This is a genomic window from Xanthomonas sp. CPBF 426 (assembly GCF_903989465.1).
Taxonomy (GTDB): domain Bacteria; phylum Pseudomonadota; class Gammaproteobacteria; order Xanthomonadales; family Xanthomonadaceae; genus Xanthomonas; species Xanthomonas euroxanthea.
This window is the reverse complement of the sequence record NZ_LR861805.1, coordinates 2,063,996-2,082,954: the sequence shown is the minus strand read 5'-3', so window position 1 is coordinate 2,082,954 and position 18,959 is coordinate 2,063,996. Positions and strand designations below refer to the sequence as shown.

The 18,959-nt window shown below is 65.9% G+C and carries 18 protein-coding genes; 2 read left to right on the top strand and 16 right to left on the bottom strand.

Translation table 11 applies throughout. From position 1 onward, the window contains the following. Positions 1-3: 3 nt before the first annotated feature. The 12 genes from alaS to rlmE form a co-directional block, all read right to left on the bottom strand. Positions 4-2,652, bottom strand: coding sequence for an alanine--tRNA ligase (alaS, locus tag H7A87_RS08965; RefSeq protein ID WP_115676777.1), 2,649 nt, complete (start codon positions 2,650-2,652; stop codon positions 4-6). A 101-nt stretch (positions 2,653-2,753) separates the two neighbouring features. Further along, positions 2,754-3,242: a recombination regulator RecX gene (recX, locus tag H7A87_RS08960; protein WP_104582899.1), complete on the bottom strand. Its 489-nt coding sequence runs from the start codon at positions 3,240-3,242 to the stop codon at positions 2,754-2,756. A gap of 275 nt (positions 3,243-3,517) precedes the next feature. After that, on the bottom strand, positions 3,518-4,552 hold the full coding sequence (recA, locus tag H7A87_RS08955) for a recombinase RecA (RefSeq protein ID WP_016904265.1): 1,035 nt from the start codon (positions 4,550-4,552) through the stop codon (positions 3,518-3,520). Positions 4,553-4,724: 172 nt separating this feature from the next. Then, positions 4,725-5,369: a transcriptional repressor LexA gene (lexA, locus tag H7A87_RS08950; protein WP_104596802.1), complete on the bottom strand. Its 645-nt coding sequence runs from the start codon at positions 5,367-5,369 to the stop codon at positions 4,725-4,727. Positions 5,370-5,460: 91 nt separating this feature from the next. Beyond that, a complete protein-coding gene (ubiB, locus tag H7A87_RS08945; protein ID WP_115677095.1) occupies positions 5,461-7,137 on the bottom strand; it encodes a 2-polyprenylphenol 6-hydroxylase in 1,677 nt (558 codons plus the stop codon). 775 nt (positions 7,138-7,912) lie between these two features. Beyond that, entirely contained in the window at positions 7,913-8,407 is a 495-nt protein-coding gene (locus H7A87_RS08940) for a CinA family protein (protein ID WP_180496952.1), read from the bottom strand. A 345-nt stretch (positions 8,408-8,752) separates the two neighbouring features. After that, positions 8,753-10,072: a ribosome rescue GTPase HflX gene (gene hflX / locus H7A87_RS08935; RefSeq protein WP_115676775.1), complete on the bottom strand. Its 1,320-nt coding sequence runs from the start codon at positions 10,070-10,072 to the stop codon at positions 8,753-8,755. A gap of 11 nt (positions 10,073-10,083) precedes the next feature. Beyond that, positions 10,084-10,362 (bottom strand): RNA chaperone Hfq, encoded by a 279-nt coding sequence (gene hfq / locus H7A87_RS08930; RefSeq protein ID WP_005915027.1) that lies wholly within the window; start codon positions 10,360-10,362, stop codon positions 10,084-10,086. Positions 10,363-10,439: 77 nt separating this feature from the next. Beyond that, entirely contained in the window at positions 10,440-11,423 is a 984-nt protein-coding gene (miaA, locus tag H7A87_RS08925; RefSeq protein ID WP_115677093.1) for a tRNA (adenosine(37)-N6)-dimethylallyltransferase MiaA, read from the bottom strand. Further along, complete coding sequence (folP, locus tag H7A87_RS08920) at positions 11,423-12,325, bottom strand: dihydropteroate synthase (protein WP_119128453.1); 903 nt, start codon at positions 12,323-12,325, stop codon at positions 11,423-11,425. The genes miaA and folP overlap by 1 nt, the downstream gene beginning before the upstream one ends. Positions 12,326-12,448: 123 nt before the next feature. Beyond that, complete coding sequence (gene ftsH, locus H7A87_RS08915) at positions 12,449-14,389, bottom strand: ATP-dependent zinc metalloprotease FtsH (RefSeq protein ID WP_164739312.1); 1,941 nt, start codon at positions 14,387-14,389, stop codon at positions 12,449-12,451. A gap of 60 nt (positions 14,390-14,449) precedes the next feature. Further along, positions 14,450-15,082 (bottom strand): 23S rRNA (uridine(2552)-2'-O)-methyltransferase RlmE, encoded by a 633-nt coding sequence (rlmE, locus tag H7A87_RS08910; protein WP_119128395.1) that lies wholly within the window; start codon positions 15,080-15,082, stop codon positions 14,450-14,452. 65 nt (positions 15,083-15,147) lie between these two features. Between rlmE and yhbY the strand changes: the two genes are divergently transcribed. Both yhbY and H7A87_RS08900 read left to right on the top strand, forming a co-directional pair. After that, positions 15,148-15,453, top strand: a complete 306-nt coding sequence (gene yhbY, locus H7A87_RS08905) for a ribosome assembly RNA-binding protein YhbY (RefSeq protein WP_104582892.1) — start codon at positions 15,148-15,150, stop codon at positions 15,451-15,453. 14 nt (positions 15,454-15,467) lie between these two features. Continuing rightward, positions 15,468-15,842 (top strand): Mth938-like domain-containing protein, encoded by a 375-nt coding sequence (locus tag H7A87_RS08900; RefSeq protein ID WP_119128394.1) that lies wholly within the window; start codon positions 15,468-15,470, stop codon positions 15,840-15,842. A 188-nt stretch (positions 15,843-16,030) separates the two neighbouring features. Here the strand turns inward: H7A87_RS08900 and H7A87_RS08895 are convergent, their stop codons facing one another. The 4 genes from H7A87_RS08895 to surE are packed head-to-tail and all read right to left on the bottom strand — an operon-like array spanning position 16,031 to position 18,890. Next, complete coding sequence (locus H7A87_RS08895) at positions 16,031-16,807, bottom strand: peptidoglycan DD-metalloendopeptidase family protein (RefSeq protein WP_180496951.1); 777 nt, start codon at positions 16,805-16,807, stop codon at positions 16,031-16,033. Next, positions 16,804-17,418, bottom strand: a complete 615-nt coding sequence (locus H7A87_RS08890) for a YqaA family protein (RefSeq protein ID WP_104648524.1) — start codon at positions 17,416-17,418, stop codon at positions 16,804-16,806. Before H7A87_RS08890 ends, H7A87_RS08895 begins: the two co-directional genes overlap by 4 nt. Before the next feature lie 18 nt (positions 17,419-17,436). Continuing rightward, positions 17,437-18,114 (bottom strand): protein-L-isoaspartate(D-aspartate) O-methyltransferase, encoded by a 678-nt coding sequence (locus tag H7A87_RS08885; RefSeq protein ID WP_104582889.1) that lies wholly within the window; start codon positions 18,112-18,114, stop codon positions 17,437-17,439. Next, the gene (gene surE / locus H7A87_RS08880; protein WP_104582888.1) at positions 18,111-18,890 is read right to left on the bottom strand and encodes a 5'/3'-nucleotidase SurE; all 780 of its coding nucleotides are present in this window, start codon (positions 18,888-18,890) and stop codon (positions 18,111-18,113) included. Before surE ends, H7A87_RS08885 begins: the two co-directional genes overlap by 4 nt. Positions 18,891-18,959 lie beyond the last annotated feature (69 nt).

Genomic DNA, 18,959 nt, shown 5'->3' with positions numbered 1-18,959 from the left:
TGTTCAGCCCAAGTGTTGCTTGACCCAGGAGGGCACGCCGTCGAGCGCGGTCGCAAGGGCGGGACCATCCTCGCCACCACCCTGGGCGAGATCCGGACGACCGCCGCCCTTGCCCCCGATCTGACTGGCGATATGGCCGAGGAGTTCCCCCGCCTTCACCTTGCCAGTTGGGCTGCCATTCACACCGGCCACGAGCGCAACCTTGCCACCGGCGGCACCTGCCAACACGATGACCGAATCGCCCAGTTGCTGCTTGAGACGATCCATCGCATCGCGCAGCGCCTTGGCATCGAAACCCTCCAGACGCACGGCGACCACCTTGACGCCTGCCACATCGACGGCACTGGAACCCAGGTCCGCAGTGGCACCGGAGGCCAGCTTGGCCTTGAGCGACTCCAGCTCACGTTCAAGCCGCTTCTGACGCTCGGTGAGCGCGCGCACCTTGTCGACCACCTCGGTAGCGTTGCCGCCGAGCAGGCTGGCCGCCTCGAACAGACGTCGCTCTTCATCGGCGACATGATCCAACGCGCCCTGCCCGGTCACCGCTTCGATGCGACGCACGCCCGAGGACACACCGCCTTCGGAGGTGATCTTGAACAGGCCGATATCGCCGGTACGGGTCACGTGCGTGCCACCGCAGAGTTCGGTGGAATAGCCGCCCATCTTCAGCACGCGCACGTTCTCGCCGTACTTTTCACCGAACAAGGCCATCGCGCCGAAATCCAGCGCTTCCTGCATCGCCATGTTGTGCACTTCGACGCTGTGGTTGGTGCGCACCTCTGCGTTGACCTTGCGTTCGATCACAGCAAGCTCTTCGGGCGTGATCGGCTGGAAGTGCGAGAAGTCGAAGCGCAAGCGGTCCGGCGCCACCAGCGAGCCCTTCTGCTGCACATGCGTGCCCAGCACCTCGCGCAGGGCCGCATGCAGCAGATGCGTGGCCGAGTGGTTGAGGATGGTCTTGCCACGACGCTGCACGTCGATGCCGCCCGCCAGCACATCGCCCACTGCCAGCGTACCCTCGGTGATGCGCCCCACATGGCCATGGAACTGGCCGGCAAATTTCTGGGTGTCGACGATCTCGATGGAGACATCGCCACCGCTGAGCTGGCCGCTATCGCCGACCTGGCCACCGGATTCGGCGTAGAACGGCGTGCGATCGGTGAATACGATGACCTCGTCGCCGGCTTGCGCGCGCTCGACCGGGCGGCCCTGCTTGAGCAATGCAACGACCTTGAGCGCATCGGCGTCATAGGCTTCATAGCCCAGAAACACCGTCGGCGACATGGTGGCGACCAGATCGGCCGGCAATGCGACACCACCGCCGAACTTGCCGGCGGCACGTGCGGTCTCGCGCTGACGCTCCATGGCGAACTCGAAGCCCTCCATGTCCACGCGCAAGCCACGCTCGCGTGCGATGTCGGAGGTCAGATCGACCGGAAATCCATAGGTGTCGAAGAGGCGGAACGCATCGGCGCCGGGAATCACTTCCTGCGAGCGCGCGGCGACCTCGTCGAAGATCTTCATGCCGGCGTCCAGCGTCTCGGCAAAGCGCTCCTCTTCGGCCAGCAGCGCCCGCGTAACGGTCTCCCGTGCGACCACCAGTTCGGGATAGGCCTCGCCCATCAGCTCGACCAGGGTCGGCACCATCTTGCTGAAGAACGGCTGGCGCACCCCCAGCATCCAGCCATGCCGCAGCGCACGCCGGATAATCCGGCGCAGCACATAACCACGGCCCTCGTTGGACGGCAGCACACCATCGACGATCAGGAACGAACAGGCGCGGATGTGATCGGCGATCACCCGCAGCGACTTGTTCTCCAGATCGGCGACACCGGTCAGCGCACTGGCCTTGCCGATCAAGGCCTGGAACAGATCGATCTCGTAGTTGGTATGCACGTGCTGCAGGATCGCAGCCAGCCGCTCCAGGCCCATGCCGGTGTCCACGCACGGCGCCGGCAACGGCACCAGGGTGCCGTCGGGCTGGCGGTCGAACTGCATGAAGACCAGGTTCCAGATCTCGATGAAGCGATCGCCATCCTCGTCCGGCGAACCGGGCGGACCACCGGCGATGTGGTCGCCGTGGTCGAAGAAGATCTCGGTGCACGGGCCGCACGGGCCGGTATCGGCCATTTGCCAGAAGTTGTCCGACGCATACGGCGCGCCCTTGTTGTCGCCGATGCGCACGATGCGACTTTCGGGAATGCCGATCATGTCGCGCCACAAGGCGAAGGCTTCTTCGTCGGTATGGTAGACGGTGACCAGCAGCCGGTCGGCCGGCAGCTTCCAGACCTGGGTCAGCAGCTCCCAGGCCCAGCTGATGGCGTCCTTCTTGAAGTAATCGCCGAACGACCAGTTGCCCAGCATCTCGAAGAAGGTGTGATGGCGCGCGGTGTAGCCCACCGAATCCAGATCGTTGTGCTTGCCGCCGGCACGCAGGCAGCGCTGCACGTCGGCCGCGCGCACGTAGCTGCGCTTCTCCGCGCCGAGGAAGACGTCCTTGAACTGGACCATGCCGGAGTTGGTGAACAGCAAGGTCGGGTCGTTGCCCGGCACCAGTGGCGCGGATGGCACGATGGTGTGGCCTTTCCCCTCGAAAAACGCGAGGAAGTCACTGCGGATCTGGGAAGTGCTGAATTTGGCGGGTGCGTTCATGTGCTGGCATTGGGCGGGCGGCAGTCCCGGTCACCCAATGAGATGTGGGCGCAGATGAGCGGAACAACCTGAAACCACGAAGGGTAGCAGGCCTGACGCCCTCAGTCCTCAAGGTCGAAGCGCGTGGCACTACGAATGCTGTTGCCATCAAAACCACGCCGGGCCAGCAGATCGGCGGCCTTGCGCCGCTGCGGCAGATCGGTGGGGCCCTGGTCGCCAAAGCGACGGCGGATCAGATCGCGCGCGTTTTCGGTCCAGTCGCCCTCGAATGTCGCCATTGCGGCACTGATGGCGTCGCTGTCCAGTCCATGGGTTCCGAGCTCGGCACGGATATGCAGCGGGCCGTAGCCCGAGCCTGCGCGATTGCGCACGACAGAAGCCGCAAAACGGGTGTCGTCCTGCCATCCTTCATCCGCCAGGCGCTCTACGGCCGCCTGTGCGGCGTCCGGCTCGATCCCGCGCGCCAGCAGCTTGCGGTTCAATTCCTTGCGCGAATGCTCGCGCCGCACCAGCAATCCCAGTGCGCGTTGGACCGGCGTCTGTTCCTTGAACCGGCGTCCCCGCTTTGGCGCGGGCGGTTGCTCGTCCATCGTGGGTGTCCCGAGTACGAAACTCAAACAGCATCAATGCGCCATCCGTGGCGCCTGCCCTCCTGGCCTTCGATAGATCTACCGCGGGAAGCGACGGCACTGACTCCGCCGTCCCCGCGATAGAAAACTTGCCGCAGCCATCAGTTCGGCCGTTCTGCCATCAGCCGGGCGCGGCCGGCAGGCGGAACCGGGGATGGCCCACTCGGACATCCTGGTTCGCGCTTGCCGCCGACACCGACCTGATCACGGCTCAGCTCGCTCTGACGGGGCTGCTGTCATTCCTTCTCGACGTCGTCACCGGCTTCGCGCGGCGCTTCGGCCGGCTGGAACTTCTCGCGCAGCTCGGCTTCCAGCCGCACCGCAACCTGCGGGTTGTCGCGAAGATAGCCGCGTGCGTTGTCCTTGCCCTGCCCGATGCGTTCTTCGCCATAGCTGTACCAGGCGCCGGCTTTCTCGACCAGCTTGGCTTCCACGCCCATGTCGATCAGCTCACCCTCGCGGCTGATGCCTTCGCCGTAGAGGATTTCGGTCACGACCTGCTTGAACGGAGGCGCCAGCTTGTTCTTGACCACCTTGATCTTGGTCTGGTTGCCGATGATCTCGTCGCCCTTCTTGATCGCGCCGATACGACGGATATCCAGACGGACCGAAGCGTAGAACTTCAGCGCGTTGCCGCCGGTGGTCACTTCCGGGCTCTGGCCCGGCATCATCACGCCGATCTTGTGGCGCAACTGGTTGATGAAGACCACCAATGTGTTGGAACGCTTGATGTTGCCGGTCAGCTTGCGCAGCGCCTGGCTCATCAGGCGGGCCTGCAGACCCGGCAGCTGGTCACCCATTTCGCCTTCGATTTCGGCCTTGGGGGTCAGGGCGGCGACCGAGTCGACCACCACGATGTCCACCGAACCGGAGCGCACCAGCATGTCGGCGATTTCCAGCGCCTGCTCGCCGGTATCCGGCTGCGACAGCAGCAGGTCGTCGACGTTGACGCCCAGCTTGGCGGCATAGATCGGGTCCAACGCGTGCTCGGCGTCGATGAAGGCTGCGGTGCCGCCCTTCTTCTGGCATTCGGCAATCGCCTGCAGGGTCAGGGTGGTCTTGCCCGACGATTCCGGACCGTAGATTTCGACCACACGGCCCTTGGGCAGGCCGCCGATCCCCAGTGCGATGTCCAGCATCAGCGAGCCGGTCGGAATGACTTCGACGGCCTCGATCACACGGTCGCCCATGCGCATCACCGAGCCCTTGCCGAATTGCTTTTCGATCTGGCTCAGTGCGGCGGAAAGGGCGCGCTTCTTGTTCTCATCCATCTGGGTGATCCTTGTCAGTGATTTCGGTGTAGGGCTAATGTAACGGCGGCGTATCGCACAGGCTGAGACTGGCTGCGACACACTCAGATTAGAAAGGTGGCCATGGCGATGGCAGCGGGAAATCCTGTGGTAGCGGCTCGGGATAACGCCAGTGCAGCCATCGGCGCAGTGCTCAACGATTCGGCCTCAACAGCCCGCAGTACAGGCCCTCGATCGCGAAATCCTGATCCGGCAGCACTTCGATCGGCGCGTAGTCCGGGTTACGCGGCAGCAAGCGGATGCGGTCCTTGCCGATCTTCAACAATTTGACCGTGATCTCCTCATCGATGCGCGCTACCACGATCTGCCCCGAGCGCGCATCGCGGGTGCGGTGCACCCCGATCAGGTCGCCGTTGAAGATACCCTCGTCGCGCATCGAGTCGCCCTGCACCTTGAGCAGGTAGTCCGGCGACGGCGAGAAGAACACCCGGTCCAGCACCACGAAGTCGTCCGAGCCGATATCCGCACCGATCGGCAGACCTGCCGCCACACGTCCCAGCACCGGCAGGCGCAGTACATCGTCGCGCATCGGCTCGTTTGCGGCAGGCGGGGTGCGTGACTGGGCGCCCTGCCCGGCCAGGCGGATGCCGCGGGCCTGCCCGGGGACACGCCGGATCGCACCGGCCTGCTCCAATGCCTCCAGATGGTATTGCGCGCCGCGCACACCCTTGAAGCCGAAGGCGCGCGCGATCTCGGTCTGCGAGGGCGGTACGCCATCGGCATCGATGCGCTCGGCGATCAAGGCCAGGATTGCTTGCTGGGTATCGGTCAGGTCCATGGTTAGTAGTATTACTACTAACTGACGCCTGCGCAAGCGCCGCGTCCTGCCTCACGCGCAGGCCGGCAACCGGGCGGTACAGGCGCCGCGTCTAGCGCCGACTCCGCCAGATGGAAAACAGGATCCAGACACCGCAGATGGCTGCGCCGATGAAGCCGCCGACCCCCAACGCAAGCAGCCAACGGCTGGCACTGCCACCGACACTGTTCATGACGATCGACGAGCCGATCACCAGCGCGGCCGTCACGATGCCCATGGTGAGCCGGTTGGCCGCGCGATCGACCTGTTCGCCGAATTCGCGCAATGCCCGCGTTTCGACCTGCAGTTGCAACTTGCCGCGCCGTGCGGCCTGCAGCAGCCGTTTGAGATCGCGTGGCAGGTCGCCGATCAGGTCGATCGCGCCGGTCACGGTGCGACGGCTGCGCCGCAGCATCGCGCTGGGCGCATAACGCTGCAGCACCACGCGCTCGAGATACGGGCGCGCCTCGGTGGCCATGTCGAAATCCGGATCGAGCTGGCGGCCCATGCCCTCGAGGGTGAGAAAGGCCTTGATCATCAGCGCCAGATCCGATGGCAAGGTCAGCCCGTGATCGCGCAGGATCGAGGTGACATCGCCCAGCATCGCGCCGATGCGCAGCTCTTTCAGCGGCACGCCGCGGTACTCGTCGACAAAGGCGCCGATGTCCTGCTGCAGCCGCGATTCATCGATCTCCAGACTGGTGCCGGCCCATTCCAGCAACACGTCGATGACCGCTTCGGCGTCGTAGCTGACCATGCCATGCAGCAGTTGCGCGACCTGGAAACGACGTTGCTCGGAAACACGTCCGACCATGCCGAAATCGATGACGGCGATGCGCCCGTCGCGCAGGTAAAAGATGTTGCCCGGATGCGGGTCGGCGTGGAAGCAGCCATCCTGCAGCACCATTTTCAGCACGATCCCGGCGCCGGTGCGCGCCAGTGCCTTGCGGTCCAGCCCGGCCGCATCCACAGCGCGCATGTCCCGCCCGGGAATGCCGTCGATGAATTCCTGCACGTTGAGCGATTCGCAGGTCCACTGCCAGTAGACCGACGGCACCACCACCCCGGGGTCGTTGACGAAGTTGGCCGCGATGCGCTCGGCATTGCGACACTCGGCAGCGAAATCCAGCTCGCGTCGCAAGGAGACGGTGAATTGCTGCACCACTTCGGCAGGGCGATAACGCTTGAGATCGGGCGCGCGCGTTTCCACGATTTCCGCCAGGCGTGCCAGCAGGCGCAGATCTGCATCGATGACATCGCCAATGCCGGGGCGGCGGATCTTCAGCACCACCGGTGTGCCATCGGCCAGCCAGGCGCGATGCGTCTGCGCCAGCGATGCCGCAGCCAAAGGCTGTTCGTCCAGGCGTGCGAACACGCTTTCCGGCTCCGCGCCCAGGGCCGCGACCAGTTGCGGGCGGATCTGTTCGAACGGCAGCGCGGGCACTGCGTTCTGCAGCTCGCTCAGTTCTTCGATCCACTCCGGCGGCAGCAGGTCCACGCGCGTGGCCAGCACCTGCCCCAGCTTGACGAAGGTCGGCCCGAGTTCCTCGAGCGCGCGCCGCACCCGCATCGCCGCAGACAGGCGCAGGCGCCCCTCGGCGTTGTGCCAGTGCAGCAGCTTGCCGGCACGTTCGAGCACGTCGGCCAGGCCGATACGCCGCACCACGTCGCCGAATCCGTAACGGATCAGCACCGCGGCGATTTCCTGCAGCCGCCCGAGATCACGAACGGTGCCGAGTGCCTCCCACATCAGCACACCGCCTGCGATTGCGCTGCGGCAACAGGCGGCATCGCACCACGCCGCATCGCCGGCCGCTTCTCGTCGTTCGAAACCAAGGCTGACCACGCACCGCCACGCGCGACACCCATCGCTGCGCGATCGCTCGCGCACAGGACGGCGCAATCACCGGCTGCCTCACGCATCGGGCGCCAGAGGGCTGCGCACCGGTCATCCAGCAATGCCAGGACACCGCCAGCAGGTGGATGCGGCGCGGACAAAAACAGCACATGAGCAGAAAGCGGAAGCATCGGCACGCAGGTTGAAGGCGAGACCTTGTTTGTAGCCGATCTGCACGTGCCTGTCGCGCCATGGACAGCTGCGGGCTTAGCCGAGGTTGCGCTCACGCAGGCATCCTGGTGCCATGGCAAGGCCGCACCAGGGCCCGATGCCGCAACCGCAAGCTCAGCCCGTACGTGCGGGGGCGCCCAGAAATGCATTCCACGCCCCCGCCTGTAGCGGCGCATCGATGACGATCTGGCGACAGGTTGCGTTGCCGATATCTTCTGCCCACGCTTCCAGCACCAGCGCTCGTCGTCGGCGCCGATGCCCAGCCACGCATCGAGCACCGTACAGCCCGGTTGCACCTTCTGCAGATGCAGATCGGAGCGCGCAGCGAACCCGGCGCAGCCAAGGCTGCATTGCCACCATGCATCACATGCGCAACCGCCCGCTGTCGAAGAGAATCGCCGCGGCCAGAGCCACACCCCGCGCAGCAGGTACGTGCGCGTGGCTGCTGCGGCGTGGCCTAGAGCAGCGCGCTCAAGCCCCGCAACGCGGCAACCACAGTCTGGCGACGCACTGCATCGCGATCGCCAGCGAAGTGGAACAACTGCGCAGTGGCATAGCCGCCGCGCCGCTTCCAGCCGATCCATACCGTGCCGACCGGCTTGTCCTCACTGCCGCCCCCCGGCCCGGCGATGCCGGTCACCGCCACCGCAATGCTCGCGCCGGAATTGACCAGCGCGCCCGAGACCATTTCGATCACCGTTTCGCGGCTGACCGCACCATGCACTTCCAGCGTGTGGGGGCGCACTTCCAGCAAGGCCTGCTTGGCCTCATAGCTGTAAGCGGCCATGCCGCAATCGAACCAGTGCGAAGACCCCGCCACATCGGTGACCGCCTTGGCGATCCAGCCGCCGGTACAGCTCTCGGCAGTGACCAGGCGCTCGCGCGCGGCAAGCAGCTGTTGCCCGAGGTGTTCGGCCAGCTGCTGCAGTTCGGAATCGGCGGACATGGACATGGGCACGGCGAATGAAGGGGCAGCCGACGTTTTAGCCCAATTTGCCGCCCCTGTCTGCGCCGGCGTCCATTCGGCACCAGCGACGACGTGGCCCAGGTTCAGTGGCAGTGTGCAGCCCATCGCAGCAGGCATCGGCTGCGATGGCGAGCGGATCGCCAGGCTGTCGGCTGCGATGGCCTGCATCATCCTGCCCTGGCGACTGCGGCAGACCTGTGTTGGCCGCCATCTGCCAAAGCGCCACGACCGGCGTGGCGCGACGCCACACCGGCTGACCCCATCGTCCCGACCCCATCGGCCTGCCAGCGTCGATCTGCACGGCCGGCAACGCCGACCGTGCAGCGCCGATCACGACTCCCAGTCTTCGCGACGATCCGGCAGCATCGCGCGCAGTGGTGCACCGTCGTCGCCGGCAGCCAGGCGCTCGGCCTCGACCATCGGCAGGTCCACATCCAGCAACCAGCCGTCCTCGTCGGACTGCTCGCCGCGCACCACTTCCAGTTGATGCAACTTGGAGCGCAGGCGGCCTGCCGACGGTGGCAACCGCAGTTGCCCGGTCACATGGCGCAGATCCAGTCGCTGCCCCAGGGCGTGCTGCAGTTCCGGCAGCCCGCGCCCATCCCGCGCAGAGACCCACACGCGTTCACGCCGCGCCTGGTCGGGAATGCCGTCCTGCGCATCGTGACGCACCTGCGCGCCTTCGATCTTGTCGATCTTGTTGAACACCAGCAGCTGCGGCAAATCGCCCGCGCCCACCGCATGCAACACCTCATCGACCTGCTGGATGCGTTCTTCGCGCAGCGGGTCGGCCGCATCGACGATATGTAACAACAGATCGGCGTCGCGCGCCTCGGACAAGGTCGAACGGAATGCAGCGACCAGTTGATGCGGCAGATCGCGCACGAAGCCGACCGTATCGGCCAGGATCGCACTGCCCCCCGGCAGCGCAATGCGACGCACGGTGGGATCGAGCGTGGCGAACAACTGGTCGGCCACGTAGGCCTCCGCACCGGTCAAGGCATTGAACAACGTGGATTTGCCGGCATTGGTGTAGCCAACCAACGCAATCCGCGGCAGTTCGCTGCGCATGCGCGCACGCCGCATCTGGGTGCGCTGCACCTCGACCTTTTCCAGCCGCTGCTGCAACTGCTCCACCCGCTTCTGCAGCAGGCGGCGGTCGGTTTCCAGCTGGGTTTCGCCAGGCCCGCGCAGACCGATCGAACCGCCGCGCTGACGCTCCAGGTGGGTCCAGCCGCGTACCAGCCGGGTGGCCATATGCCGCAACTGCGCCAGCTCCACCTGCAGCTTGCCTTCGTGGCTGCGTGCCCGTTGCGCGAAGATGTCCAGGATCAGGCCGGTGCGGTCGATCACGCGCCGCTCCAGGTAGCGCTCCAGATTGCGCTCCTGGCCGGGTGACAAGGTGTGGTTGACCAACACCAGATCCGCGCCGGTGGCCTCGGCGGCGGCCTTGATCTCTTCCAGCTTGCCGCTGCCGATCAAGGTCGACGGGTTCGGTTTGTCGATGCGCGCGGTGAGCGTGGCCGCCACCGTGGCGCCCGCCGACCTGGCAAGGTCGGCGAACTCCTCCAGCACATCCTCTTCGGCAGGCCCACCGGAGTGGGTCTGAATCAACAACGCGTGTTCACCCTTGCGTGAGCGATCAAACACGCACTACTCCATTACTGCTCGACGTCGTCATCTTCCGCCTGGTTGCCTTCATTGGATTGCACATACCCACCACCCGGTCCCACGCGCACGTTGCGCGCCGGCACGACCGTGGAGATGGCGTGCTTGTAGACCATCTGACTCACGGTATTGCGCAGCAGGACCACGAACTGGTCGAACGACTCGATCGTGCCCTGCAGCTTGATGCCGTTGACCAGATACACAGAGACCGGCACCCGCTCGCGCCGCAGCGCGTTGAGGAATGGATCCTGTAAAGATTGCCCCTTAGCCATCGAAAACTCCTCGTCATTATTGTTCTTATAGTCCCGGTCGACACCTGCCATCCCCAGCCGGTCCCGGAAACGGGATGTTACACGCCTGAAGCCTGCGGTACATCGGGACGTTGACCGAGGAAGCCGACAAGTGCGCGTTCCAGTCGATGCCGGTCAGTGTCCGGGTCGAACCAGCGTGCGTCGAGCTCGCCACGCAGCCAGGTGAGTTGCCGCTTGGCCAGTTGGCGGGTGGCCTGCACCGCCCTGCCGCGGAACTCAGCCAGGCTACCGGCCCCATCCAGATACTCCCAGGCCTGGCGATACCCCACCGCGCGCACCGCTGGCAGATCCAGCGGCGCGGCGACCGCGCGCAGTTGCGGCAGTGCTCGGAGACGTTCCACTTCGGCCAGGAAATCCTGTGCCAGCATCATGTCCAGGCGTCGTTCGATGCGCGCATGCAGCACTGCGCGCTCGCGCGGTGCCAGTACGACCTTCAGCACCCGCACCGGCAGACGTGGCCCCGGCGGTAGCGCCTGCCAGTAACTGATCGGCTTGCCGCTGATGCGATAGACCTCCAGGGCGCGCTGGATCCGCTGCGGATCGGTGGTATGGATGCGCGCAGCGGCGATCGGGTCCACGTCCGCCAGCTGCGCATGCAGCCTGGCCCAACCGAGCTGTTCGGCTTCGGCTGCGATGGCCGAGCGTACCGCCGGATCGGCCTCGGGCAATTGCGACAGCCCTTCCAGCACGGCGCGGAAGTAGAGCCCGGTGCCGCCGGCCAGAATCGGCAGCTTGCCGCGCGCCACGATCTGCCCGATCGCCTGCCGCGCATCGCTGGCAAATTCCGCCGCCGAATAGATCTGCCAGGGATCGCGCAGGTCGATCAGATGGTGTGGCACCGCCGCGCGCATCGCGGCATCCGGCTTGGCCGCGCCGATGTCCAGGCCGCGATACACCAGCGCCGAATCGACACTGACGATCTCGCCGTTCCAGCGCTGCGCTGCCTCCAGTGCCAGCGCGGTCTTGCCGCTGGCGGTCGGCCCCATCAATGCAATCGCCAGCGGACGTCGGTCGGCCGGCATCAGTCCTCGTCCGGCCAGCGAATGCTCGGTGCCGCAGGCGCGCTCACGCGTGGCAGCGGGATCGCCGCCATCGCGCTCCACACCTTCAGGGCATCCACGGTAGCGGCCACATCGTGCACGCGCAGCACCATCGCACCATGCTGGGCAGCGATCAGGTGCGCGGCGACCGAGCCGTACACGCGTTCTGCGGCGACCTGGCGCCCGGTCAGTTCACCGATGCTGCGCTTGCGCGACAGCCCGGCCAGGATCGGCAGGCCGAACTCCTGCAGGCGCTGCAACTGCGCCAGCACGGTGAGATTGTGCGTGGTGGTCTTGTCGAACCCGAACCCCGGGTCGAGGATCAACCGGCGCTTGTCGATACCGGCCATTTCCGCCGCGAAGATGCGTTCGGCCAGGAAGCGATGCACCTCGGCCACCACGTCGTCGTAATACGGCGCGTCCTGCATCGCATGGGGTGCGCTGCGTGCATGCATCAACACCACCGGCACCCGCAGTTCGGCCGCGGCATCCAATGCGCCGGGCGAACGCAGCGCGTGCACGTCGTTGATCATGCCGGCGCCGGCCGCGATCGCTGCGCGCATCACCTCCGGCTTGAAGGTATCCACACTGATCGGCACGCCGGTGTGCTGCGCCAATGCCTGGATCACCGGGATCACGCGCTGCAGCTCTTCGTCCAGCGATACCGGGGTTGCCCCCGGACGGGTGGATTCGCCGCCGATATCCAGCAGCGCAGCGCCCTGCTCGACCAGGCGCAGGCCATGCGCGATGGCGGCTTCGCAACTGGCGTGCTGGCCGCCATCGGAAAACGAATCCGGGGTGACGTTGACGATCCCCATCACCTGCGGCGCGTCCAGTCGCAGTTCGCGACCGGCGCAATCCAGCTTGAGGGCGGTGTCGAACATCGGGGGTGTCTCCTTGGAGGGGTTGCGGTAGGGCGTGGTCGGCGATGTGGCCGTATAACGCATCAAGGCCGGGAATCGCTTCCCGGCCTTGATGAATGCTTCTGCAGCTGACCGATGCGGGCGTTACAGCTGCTCGGCTGGCCCGGCAATCGGCGCCAACGGACGCGGGCTGCCCTTGTCGTTGTTGTTGCCGCCGTCCTTGTCGGACTTGCCCCAGCCGGCCGGCGGTGGCGGCTCGCGGCCTTCCATGATGGCGTCGATCTGCGGCACGTCGATGGTCTCGTACTGCAACAGCAGCTGCGACATCGCGTGCAGCTTGTCCAGGTTCTCGGTGAGGATGGCCTTGGTCTTGCTGTAGGCCTTGTCCAGGATCGAACGCACCACTTCGTCGATCATGCGCGCGGTCTCGTCGGAGACGTTCTTGTGCTGGGTCACCGAACGACCCAGGAACACCTCGTCTTCCTCCTCACCGTAGGCCACCGGGCCCAGCTCGTCGGACAGGCCCCACTTGGTGACCATGTTGCGCGCCATCTTGGTCGCACGCTCGATGTCGTTGGACGCACCGGTGGTGACCTTGTCACCGCCGAAGATCAGCTCCTCGGCCACGCGGCCGCCGTACAGCGAGCACAGCTGCGACTCGATCGCCACGCGGTTCATCGAGTAACGATCGCCTTCCGGCAAATACATCGTCACGCCCAGGGCGCGACCACGCGGAATGATCGTGACCTTGTAGACCGGGTCATGCTCGGGCACCAGACGGCCGACGATGGCATGGCCTGCCTCGTGGTAGGCGGTGAGCGTCTTTTCGTCTTCGCTCATGGCCATCGAGCGGCGCTCGGCCCCCATCAGGATCTTGTCGCGGGCACGGTCGAAGTGGTCCATGCGGACTTCCTTCTCGCTGCCGCGCGCGGCAAACAACGCCGCCTCGTTACACAGGTTGGCCAGGTCGGCACCCGAGAAGCCCGGCGTACCGCGTGCGATGACCATCGGCACCACGTCGTCGGCCAACGGCAGCTTGCGCATGTGCACACGCAGGATCTGCTCGCGCCCCTTGACGTCCGGCAGGCCGACCACGACCTGGCGATCGAAACGGCCCGGACGCAGCAGCGCCGGATCCAGCACGTCGGGGCGGTTGGTCGCAGCGATCACGATCACGCCCTCGCCACCCTCGAAACCGTCCATCTCGACCAGCAACTGGTTCAGGGTCTGCTCGCGCTCGTCGTGTCCACCGCCCAGACCGGCGCCGCGATGACGGCCAACGGCATCGATCTCATCGATGAAGATGATGCAGGGCGCATGCTTCTTGGCTTGCTCGAACATGTCGCGCACGCGGCTGGCGCCAACGCCCACGAACATCTCGACGAAGTCGGAACCGGAGATGCTGAAGAACGGCACCTTGGCCTCGCCGGCAATCGCCTTGGCGAGCAGCGTCTTGCCGGTACCCGGCGGGCCGACCATCAGCACGCCGCGCGGAATCTTGCCGCCCAGCTTGGTGAACTTGGTCGGGTCGCGCAGGAAGTCGACCAGCTCGCTGACTTCTTCCTTGGCCTCGTCGCAACCGGCGACGTCGGCAAAGGTGATCTTGACTTGGTCCTCGCCCTGTAGCTTGGCGCGCGACTTGCCGAAGCTCATCGCGCCCTTGGCACCGCCACCACCGCCCTGCATCTGGCGCATGATGAACAGCCAGAAGCCGATGATCAGGATGACCGGCAGGAAATTGAGCACCAACGACCAGAAACCCGGCCCGGTGGAGGGCTTCTGGCGGGTCATTTCGATGTTCTTGCTGTACAGCACGTCGACCAGCTTGTCGTCGCGCGGCCCGTATACGGTGGCTTCGCTGCCGTCGGTGCGCTTGAAGCGGATCGCGTTGACCGCCAGATTGGTCTCGTCGGTGTAGTCCACCGATTTGACGCGCCCGGCATCCACTTCCTTCAGGAACTGGGTGTAGGTAATCGCGTCGGGGCCGACACCGCCCGCCATCCGCGGCGAGAAGCTCTGGAAGACGACCATCAGCACAACCGCGACGACCACCCACAACAGCAGATTCTTGGTCAAGTCGTTCATCCTCATTGGCTCCGGTGCCCTCTACTCTTCAATTCTTGAAACACGGTGGTCATTGGCAGCTTACTTGATCTGGGCACGCTTGCCCTGACCGAGCGCATAAACTTCCGGGGAGCGCTTGCGCGAGGCCGCCGGTTTGCGAATCGTCACCTTGTCATAGCGGCGGCGAAGCTCACGAATGTAGTCGTCGGACCCAACGCCCTGGAACAACTTGATCAGGAACGCCCCGCCCCGTTTGAGGTGGATATCGGCAAATTCCATCGCCAGTTCCGCCAGGTGCATCATCCGCGGTTGGTCGACCGCGTCCATGCCACTCTTATTGGGGGCCATATCGGACAGCACAAGGTCCACCGGCACATCGCCCAGCATCGCCTCGAATTCCGATAGGACGGTTTGCTCCCTGAAGTCGCCGTGAAGGAACTCCACCCCGGCCAGCGGCGGCATCTCCAGGATATCCAGCGCCACCACCCGGCCGCTGTCGCCCATGGACTTGCGTACCTGCTGCGACCAGCCGCCCGGCGCCGCGCCCAGGTCGACCACCACCATGCCCGGCTTGAGCAGACGGTCGCGCTGGAGCAGTTCTTCCAGCTTGTAGGCCGCGCGCGAGCGCATGCCTTCGGCCTGCGCCTTCTTGACGAACGGATCGGCGAAGTGTTCCTTGAGCCAGCGCTGGCTGCTTTTACTACGGGAAGGCATCGGCAAAGGGGTCTGAACGGGTCGCCATGATACCCTGAACACCCTTTGCTTCCCTTTGATCCTGCATGTCCATTGTTCTCACCTCCGCCCAGAACCGTTTCCTGCGCGGCCAGGCCCACGATCTCAAGGCACTGCTGCAGACCGGGGGCAAAGGGGTCACGCCGGCATTTCTGGCCGAACTCGAGGAAGTGCTCGAGCGCCACGAATTGATCAAGGTGAAGGTGACATCGGAGGATCGCGAGGCCCGTGACGCCATGATCGCCGAACTGACCCAGCACACCGGCAGCGCGCTGGTGCAGCGGATCGGCCATGTCGCCATCCTGTACCGCCCCAGCAAGGAAAAGCGTCAGATCGTGCTGCCGCGCGGCTGACAGACGAGTTCGCCATGCCTTTAAGCCAGGAACACCCCGACTACACCTATGCGCTGCGCGCGGCCGATGGCCGCCATGCCAAGGTGAACGACCAGATTCTGCAGCGCAGCTTCATCCTGATGCCCGACCAGCTGGTGGAAGGCTGGCCGGTGCCCGGCCTGGCGCAGCTCCAGGTCGCGCATATGGACGCGGTGCTGGCACTTGCCCCGGCGGTGATCCTGCTCGGCACCGGCGAGCGGCAGCAGTTTCCGAAGACGGACGTGCTGGCAGCCTGCCTGACCCGCGGCATCGGCCTGGAAGCGATGACCAATGCGGCCGCCGCACGCACCTACAACGTGCTGGCCAGCGAAGGCCGCCGGGTGGCGCTGGCGATGATTCTGGAAGGCTGATTAGGGAATCGGGAATCGGGAATCGGGAATCGGGAATCGGGAATCGGGAAAGCAGGCTGGACTGAAACTTCGCTGTCAAGCGAAATTTACCGAGCCTTAGATGCCCTGCTCAGGTCAGGCGTCGTCCGCCATCCATCAATAAAGCCCCGGCCCAAGGCTGTTGCGATTCCCTATTCCGTACTCCCGATTCACTTCTTCGGCAGATACAGCATCGGATCCACCGGCTTGCCGTTGTAGCGGATCTCGAAGTGCAGCATGTCGCGGGCAGCGCCGCTGCGGCCCATCTCGGCGATCTGCTGGCCGGCCTTGACGCTCTGGCCTTCGTTGAGCAGGCGCTTGCGGTTGTGCCCGTAGGCGGACAGCCACTGGTCGTTGTGCTTGATGATGATCAGCTCGCCGTAGCCGACCAGGCCCGCGCCGGAGTACACCACCACGCCATCGGCGGCAGCGCGCACTGCCTGCCCGCTGGCGCCGGCGATGTCCACGCCCTGCTTGGTGGTTTCGCCGGTGACGAAGGTGCCGACCACCACGCCATCGGCCGGCCAGCGCCACGGAAATCCGCTGCTGACCGGCGCTGCGACCGGGGCACTCGGGCGCGGTGGAACCACCGTGCCGGCAGTGGAGGTGCTGCCGCCAGGCTTGCTGGCCCCGGGCGGGTAGAGCTTGAGGGTCTGGCCGGGATAGATGGTGTTCGGCGAGGACAGGCCATTCCAGGCCGCCAGATCTGGCGCGGTGATGTTGGTGCGGCGCGAGATGGCGTACAGCGTGTCACCGCGCTGAACGGTGACGGTCGCGCCCGGGCGCGGCACCGACGGACGTGGCGCCGCTGACGGACGTGCAGACGCCGAACCGCCGCCGGCTCCAGGCGAACGCACCACCGTGGCGCTGCTGCAGGCGGCCAGCCCGATGGCCACTGCGAGCAGGACTGCTGTCTTACATACCGAATTCATCTGCAACTTGCTCATCCGTTGGTTGTCTTCCACGCCAGCCACCCTGCTCCCACTGCCAGCACGGCCATGGCCACCCAGCCCAGCGGCTCGATCCAGCGATGCAACGCGGCTTCCGCACGCGCCCCACCCAGCCGGATCGCGCCGGCCACCAGGTACACGCGCTTGCCCCGCCCCACCAGCATGCTGGCGATGAAGGGCAGGATCGGCACGCCGACCACGCCCGAGGCCCAGGTAAAGATCTTCAGCGGAATCGGGGTGAAGCCCACCAGCACCAGCGCCCAGAAGGCCTTCCACGGCGAATCGGCGACCAGCGTGCGCAGGGTTTCGATCTGCGCCTGGATCTTCGCGCTCCAGCCCAGCCATTCGATCAGCGGCGACAATGCGGCAAAGGCGAAATGGCCCAGCAGATAGCCGACCAGCGCGCCGCAGACCGAGCCGAGCAGGCTCAAGGTGGCGAACCACAACGCGCGCCTGGGTTCGGCCAGCGACATCGGCGCCAGCATCACCTCCGGCGGCACCGGGAAGATGAAGCCCTCCACGAAACTGAGGCCGGTCAGCAGCGCCGGAGCGCGGCGATTGCGCGACCAACGAATGGCCACGTCGTACAACGGCCCGAAGATCTTCATCGAGGAACTCTCATGGATTCAATCCAGCATGCCCGACAACAGCGGGACGAACGTGACCGGCGCCAGAACCTGCTGCTCGATCGCGCCGTCGGCAGCGCGCGTGAGTTGCACCAGCGACTGCGACGAGGCGCCACCGACCGGGGCCACCAGCCGGCCGCCGACCGCCAGCTGATCGACCAGCGCATCGACCAGTGCCGGGGCGGCGGCGGTGACCACGATGGCATCGTAGGGGCCGTGTTCGGGCCAACCGATGCGGCCGTCGTCGTGCTTGCTGCGCACATTCATGCCCAGATGCCGGAAGCGCTTGCGCGCCTGCCGCAGCAGGTCGCCGATGCGCTCAACCGTGTACACCTCCAGCCCCAGCGCGGCCAGGATCGCGCCCTGGTAGCCGGAGCCGGTGCCGACTTCGAGCACCCTGGTCGGGCCGACCTGCAGCACCGCCTCGGTCATCCGCGCGACCACCCAGGGCTGCGAGATGGTCTGGCCGTGGCCGATCGGCAGGGCGGTGTCTTCGTAGGCGCGCGAGGCCAGCGCTTCATCGATGAACAGATGGCGCGGCACCGTGCGCATCGCGTTGAGCGTGGCTTCGTCCTGGATGCCGGCCTCGCGCAGGCGCTCGACCAGCCGGTCGCGCACGCGCTGCGAGGTCATGCCGATCCCGACCGATTCCGGTTGCAGGCGCAGCCTGGGCGTCATGCCGGGGTATCCAGCGCGGCGGTCAACCCGCCCACCCAGCCGGCCACCGTCTCCAACGCCTGATAGCGGGTCAGGTCGACATGGATCGGGGTGATCGAGATATGCCCGGTGCGCACGGCGTGAAAGTCGGTGCCGGGGCCGGCGTCCTGCTCCGGCCCGGCCGGGCCGATCCAGTACACGGTGCGGCCGCGCGGATCGCGCTGCGGCACGCAGGGTTCGGAACGATGGCGGTTGCCGAGCCGGGTGACCTCGAAACCGAGCACATCCGACCAGGCCAGATCCGGCACGTTGACGTTGAGGATGGTGTTGGCGGGCAGCGGGTCGGCCTTCAGCCGCGCCACGATCTCCACCGCCGCGCGTGCGGCGCTCTGGTAGTTGTGCGCCTCATGGTTGTGCGTCACCAGCGACACCGCCACCGCCGGCAGGCCGAGGAAACGGCCTTCCATCGCGGCGGACACGGTGCCCGAATAGATCACGTCGTCGCCGAGATTGGCCGAGTTATTGATGCCGGAGACCACGATATCCGGCTCGTAATCGAGCATGCCGGTCAGCGCCAGATGCACGCAGTCGGTCGGCGTGCCGGCCACCGCGCAGGTCTGCGCGTCGATGCGGCGGGTGCGGATCGGCACATCCAGCGTCAGCGAATTGCTGGCGCCGGAGCGGTCGCGGTCGGGCGCGACCACCATCACTTCATGACCGGCATGGCGCAGCGCCTCGGCCAAAATCTGGATGCCGGGGGCGTCGACACCGTCGTCGTTGCTAACCAGTACGCGCATGGGACTCCTCGGAAAACCGGGCCATGATACCGGATGCGTCCGCGCCCTTCGCGCTTGATCTTCGCTTGC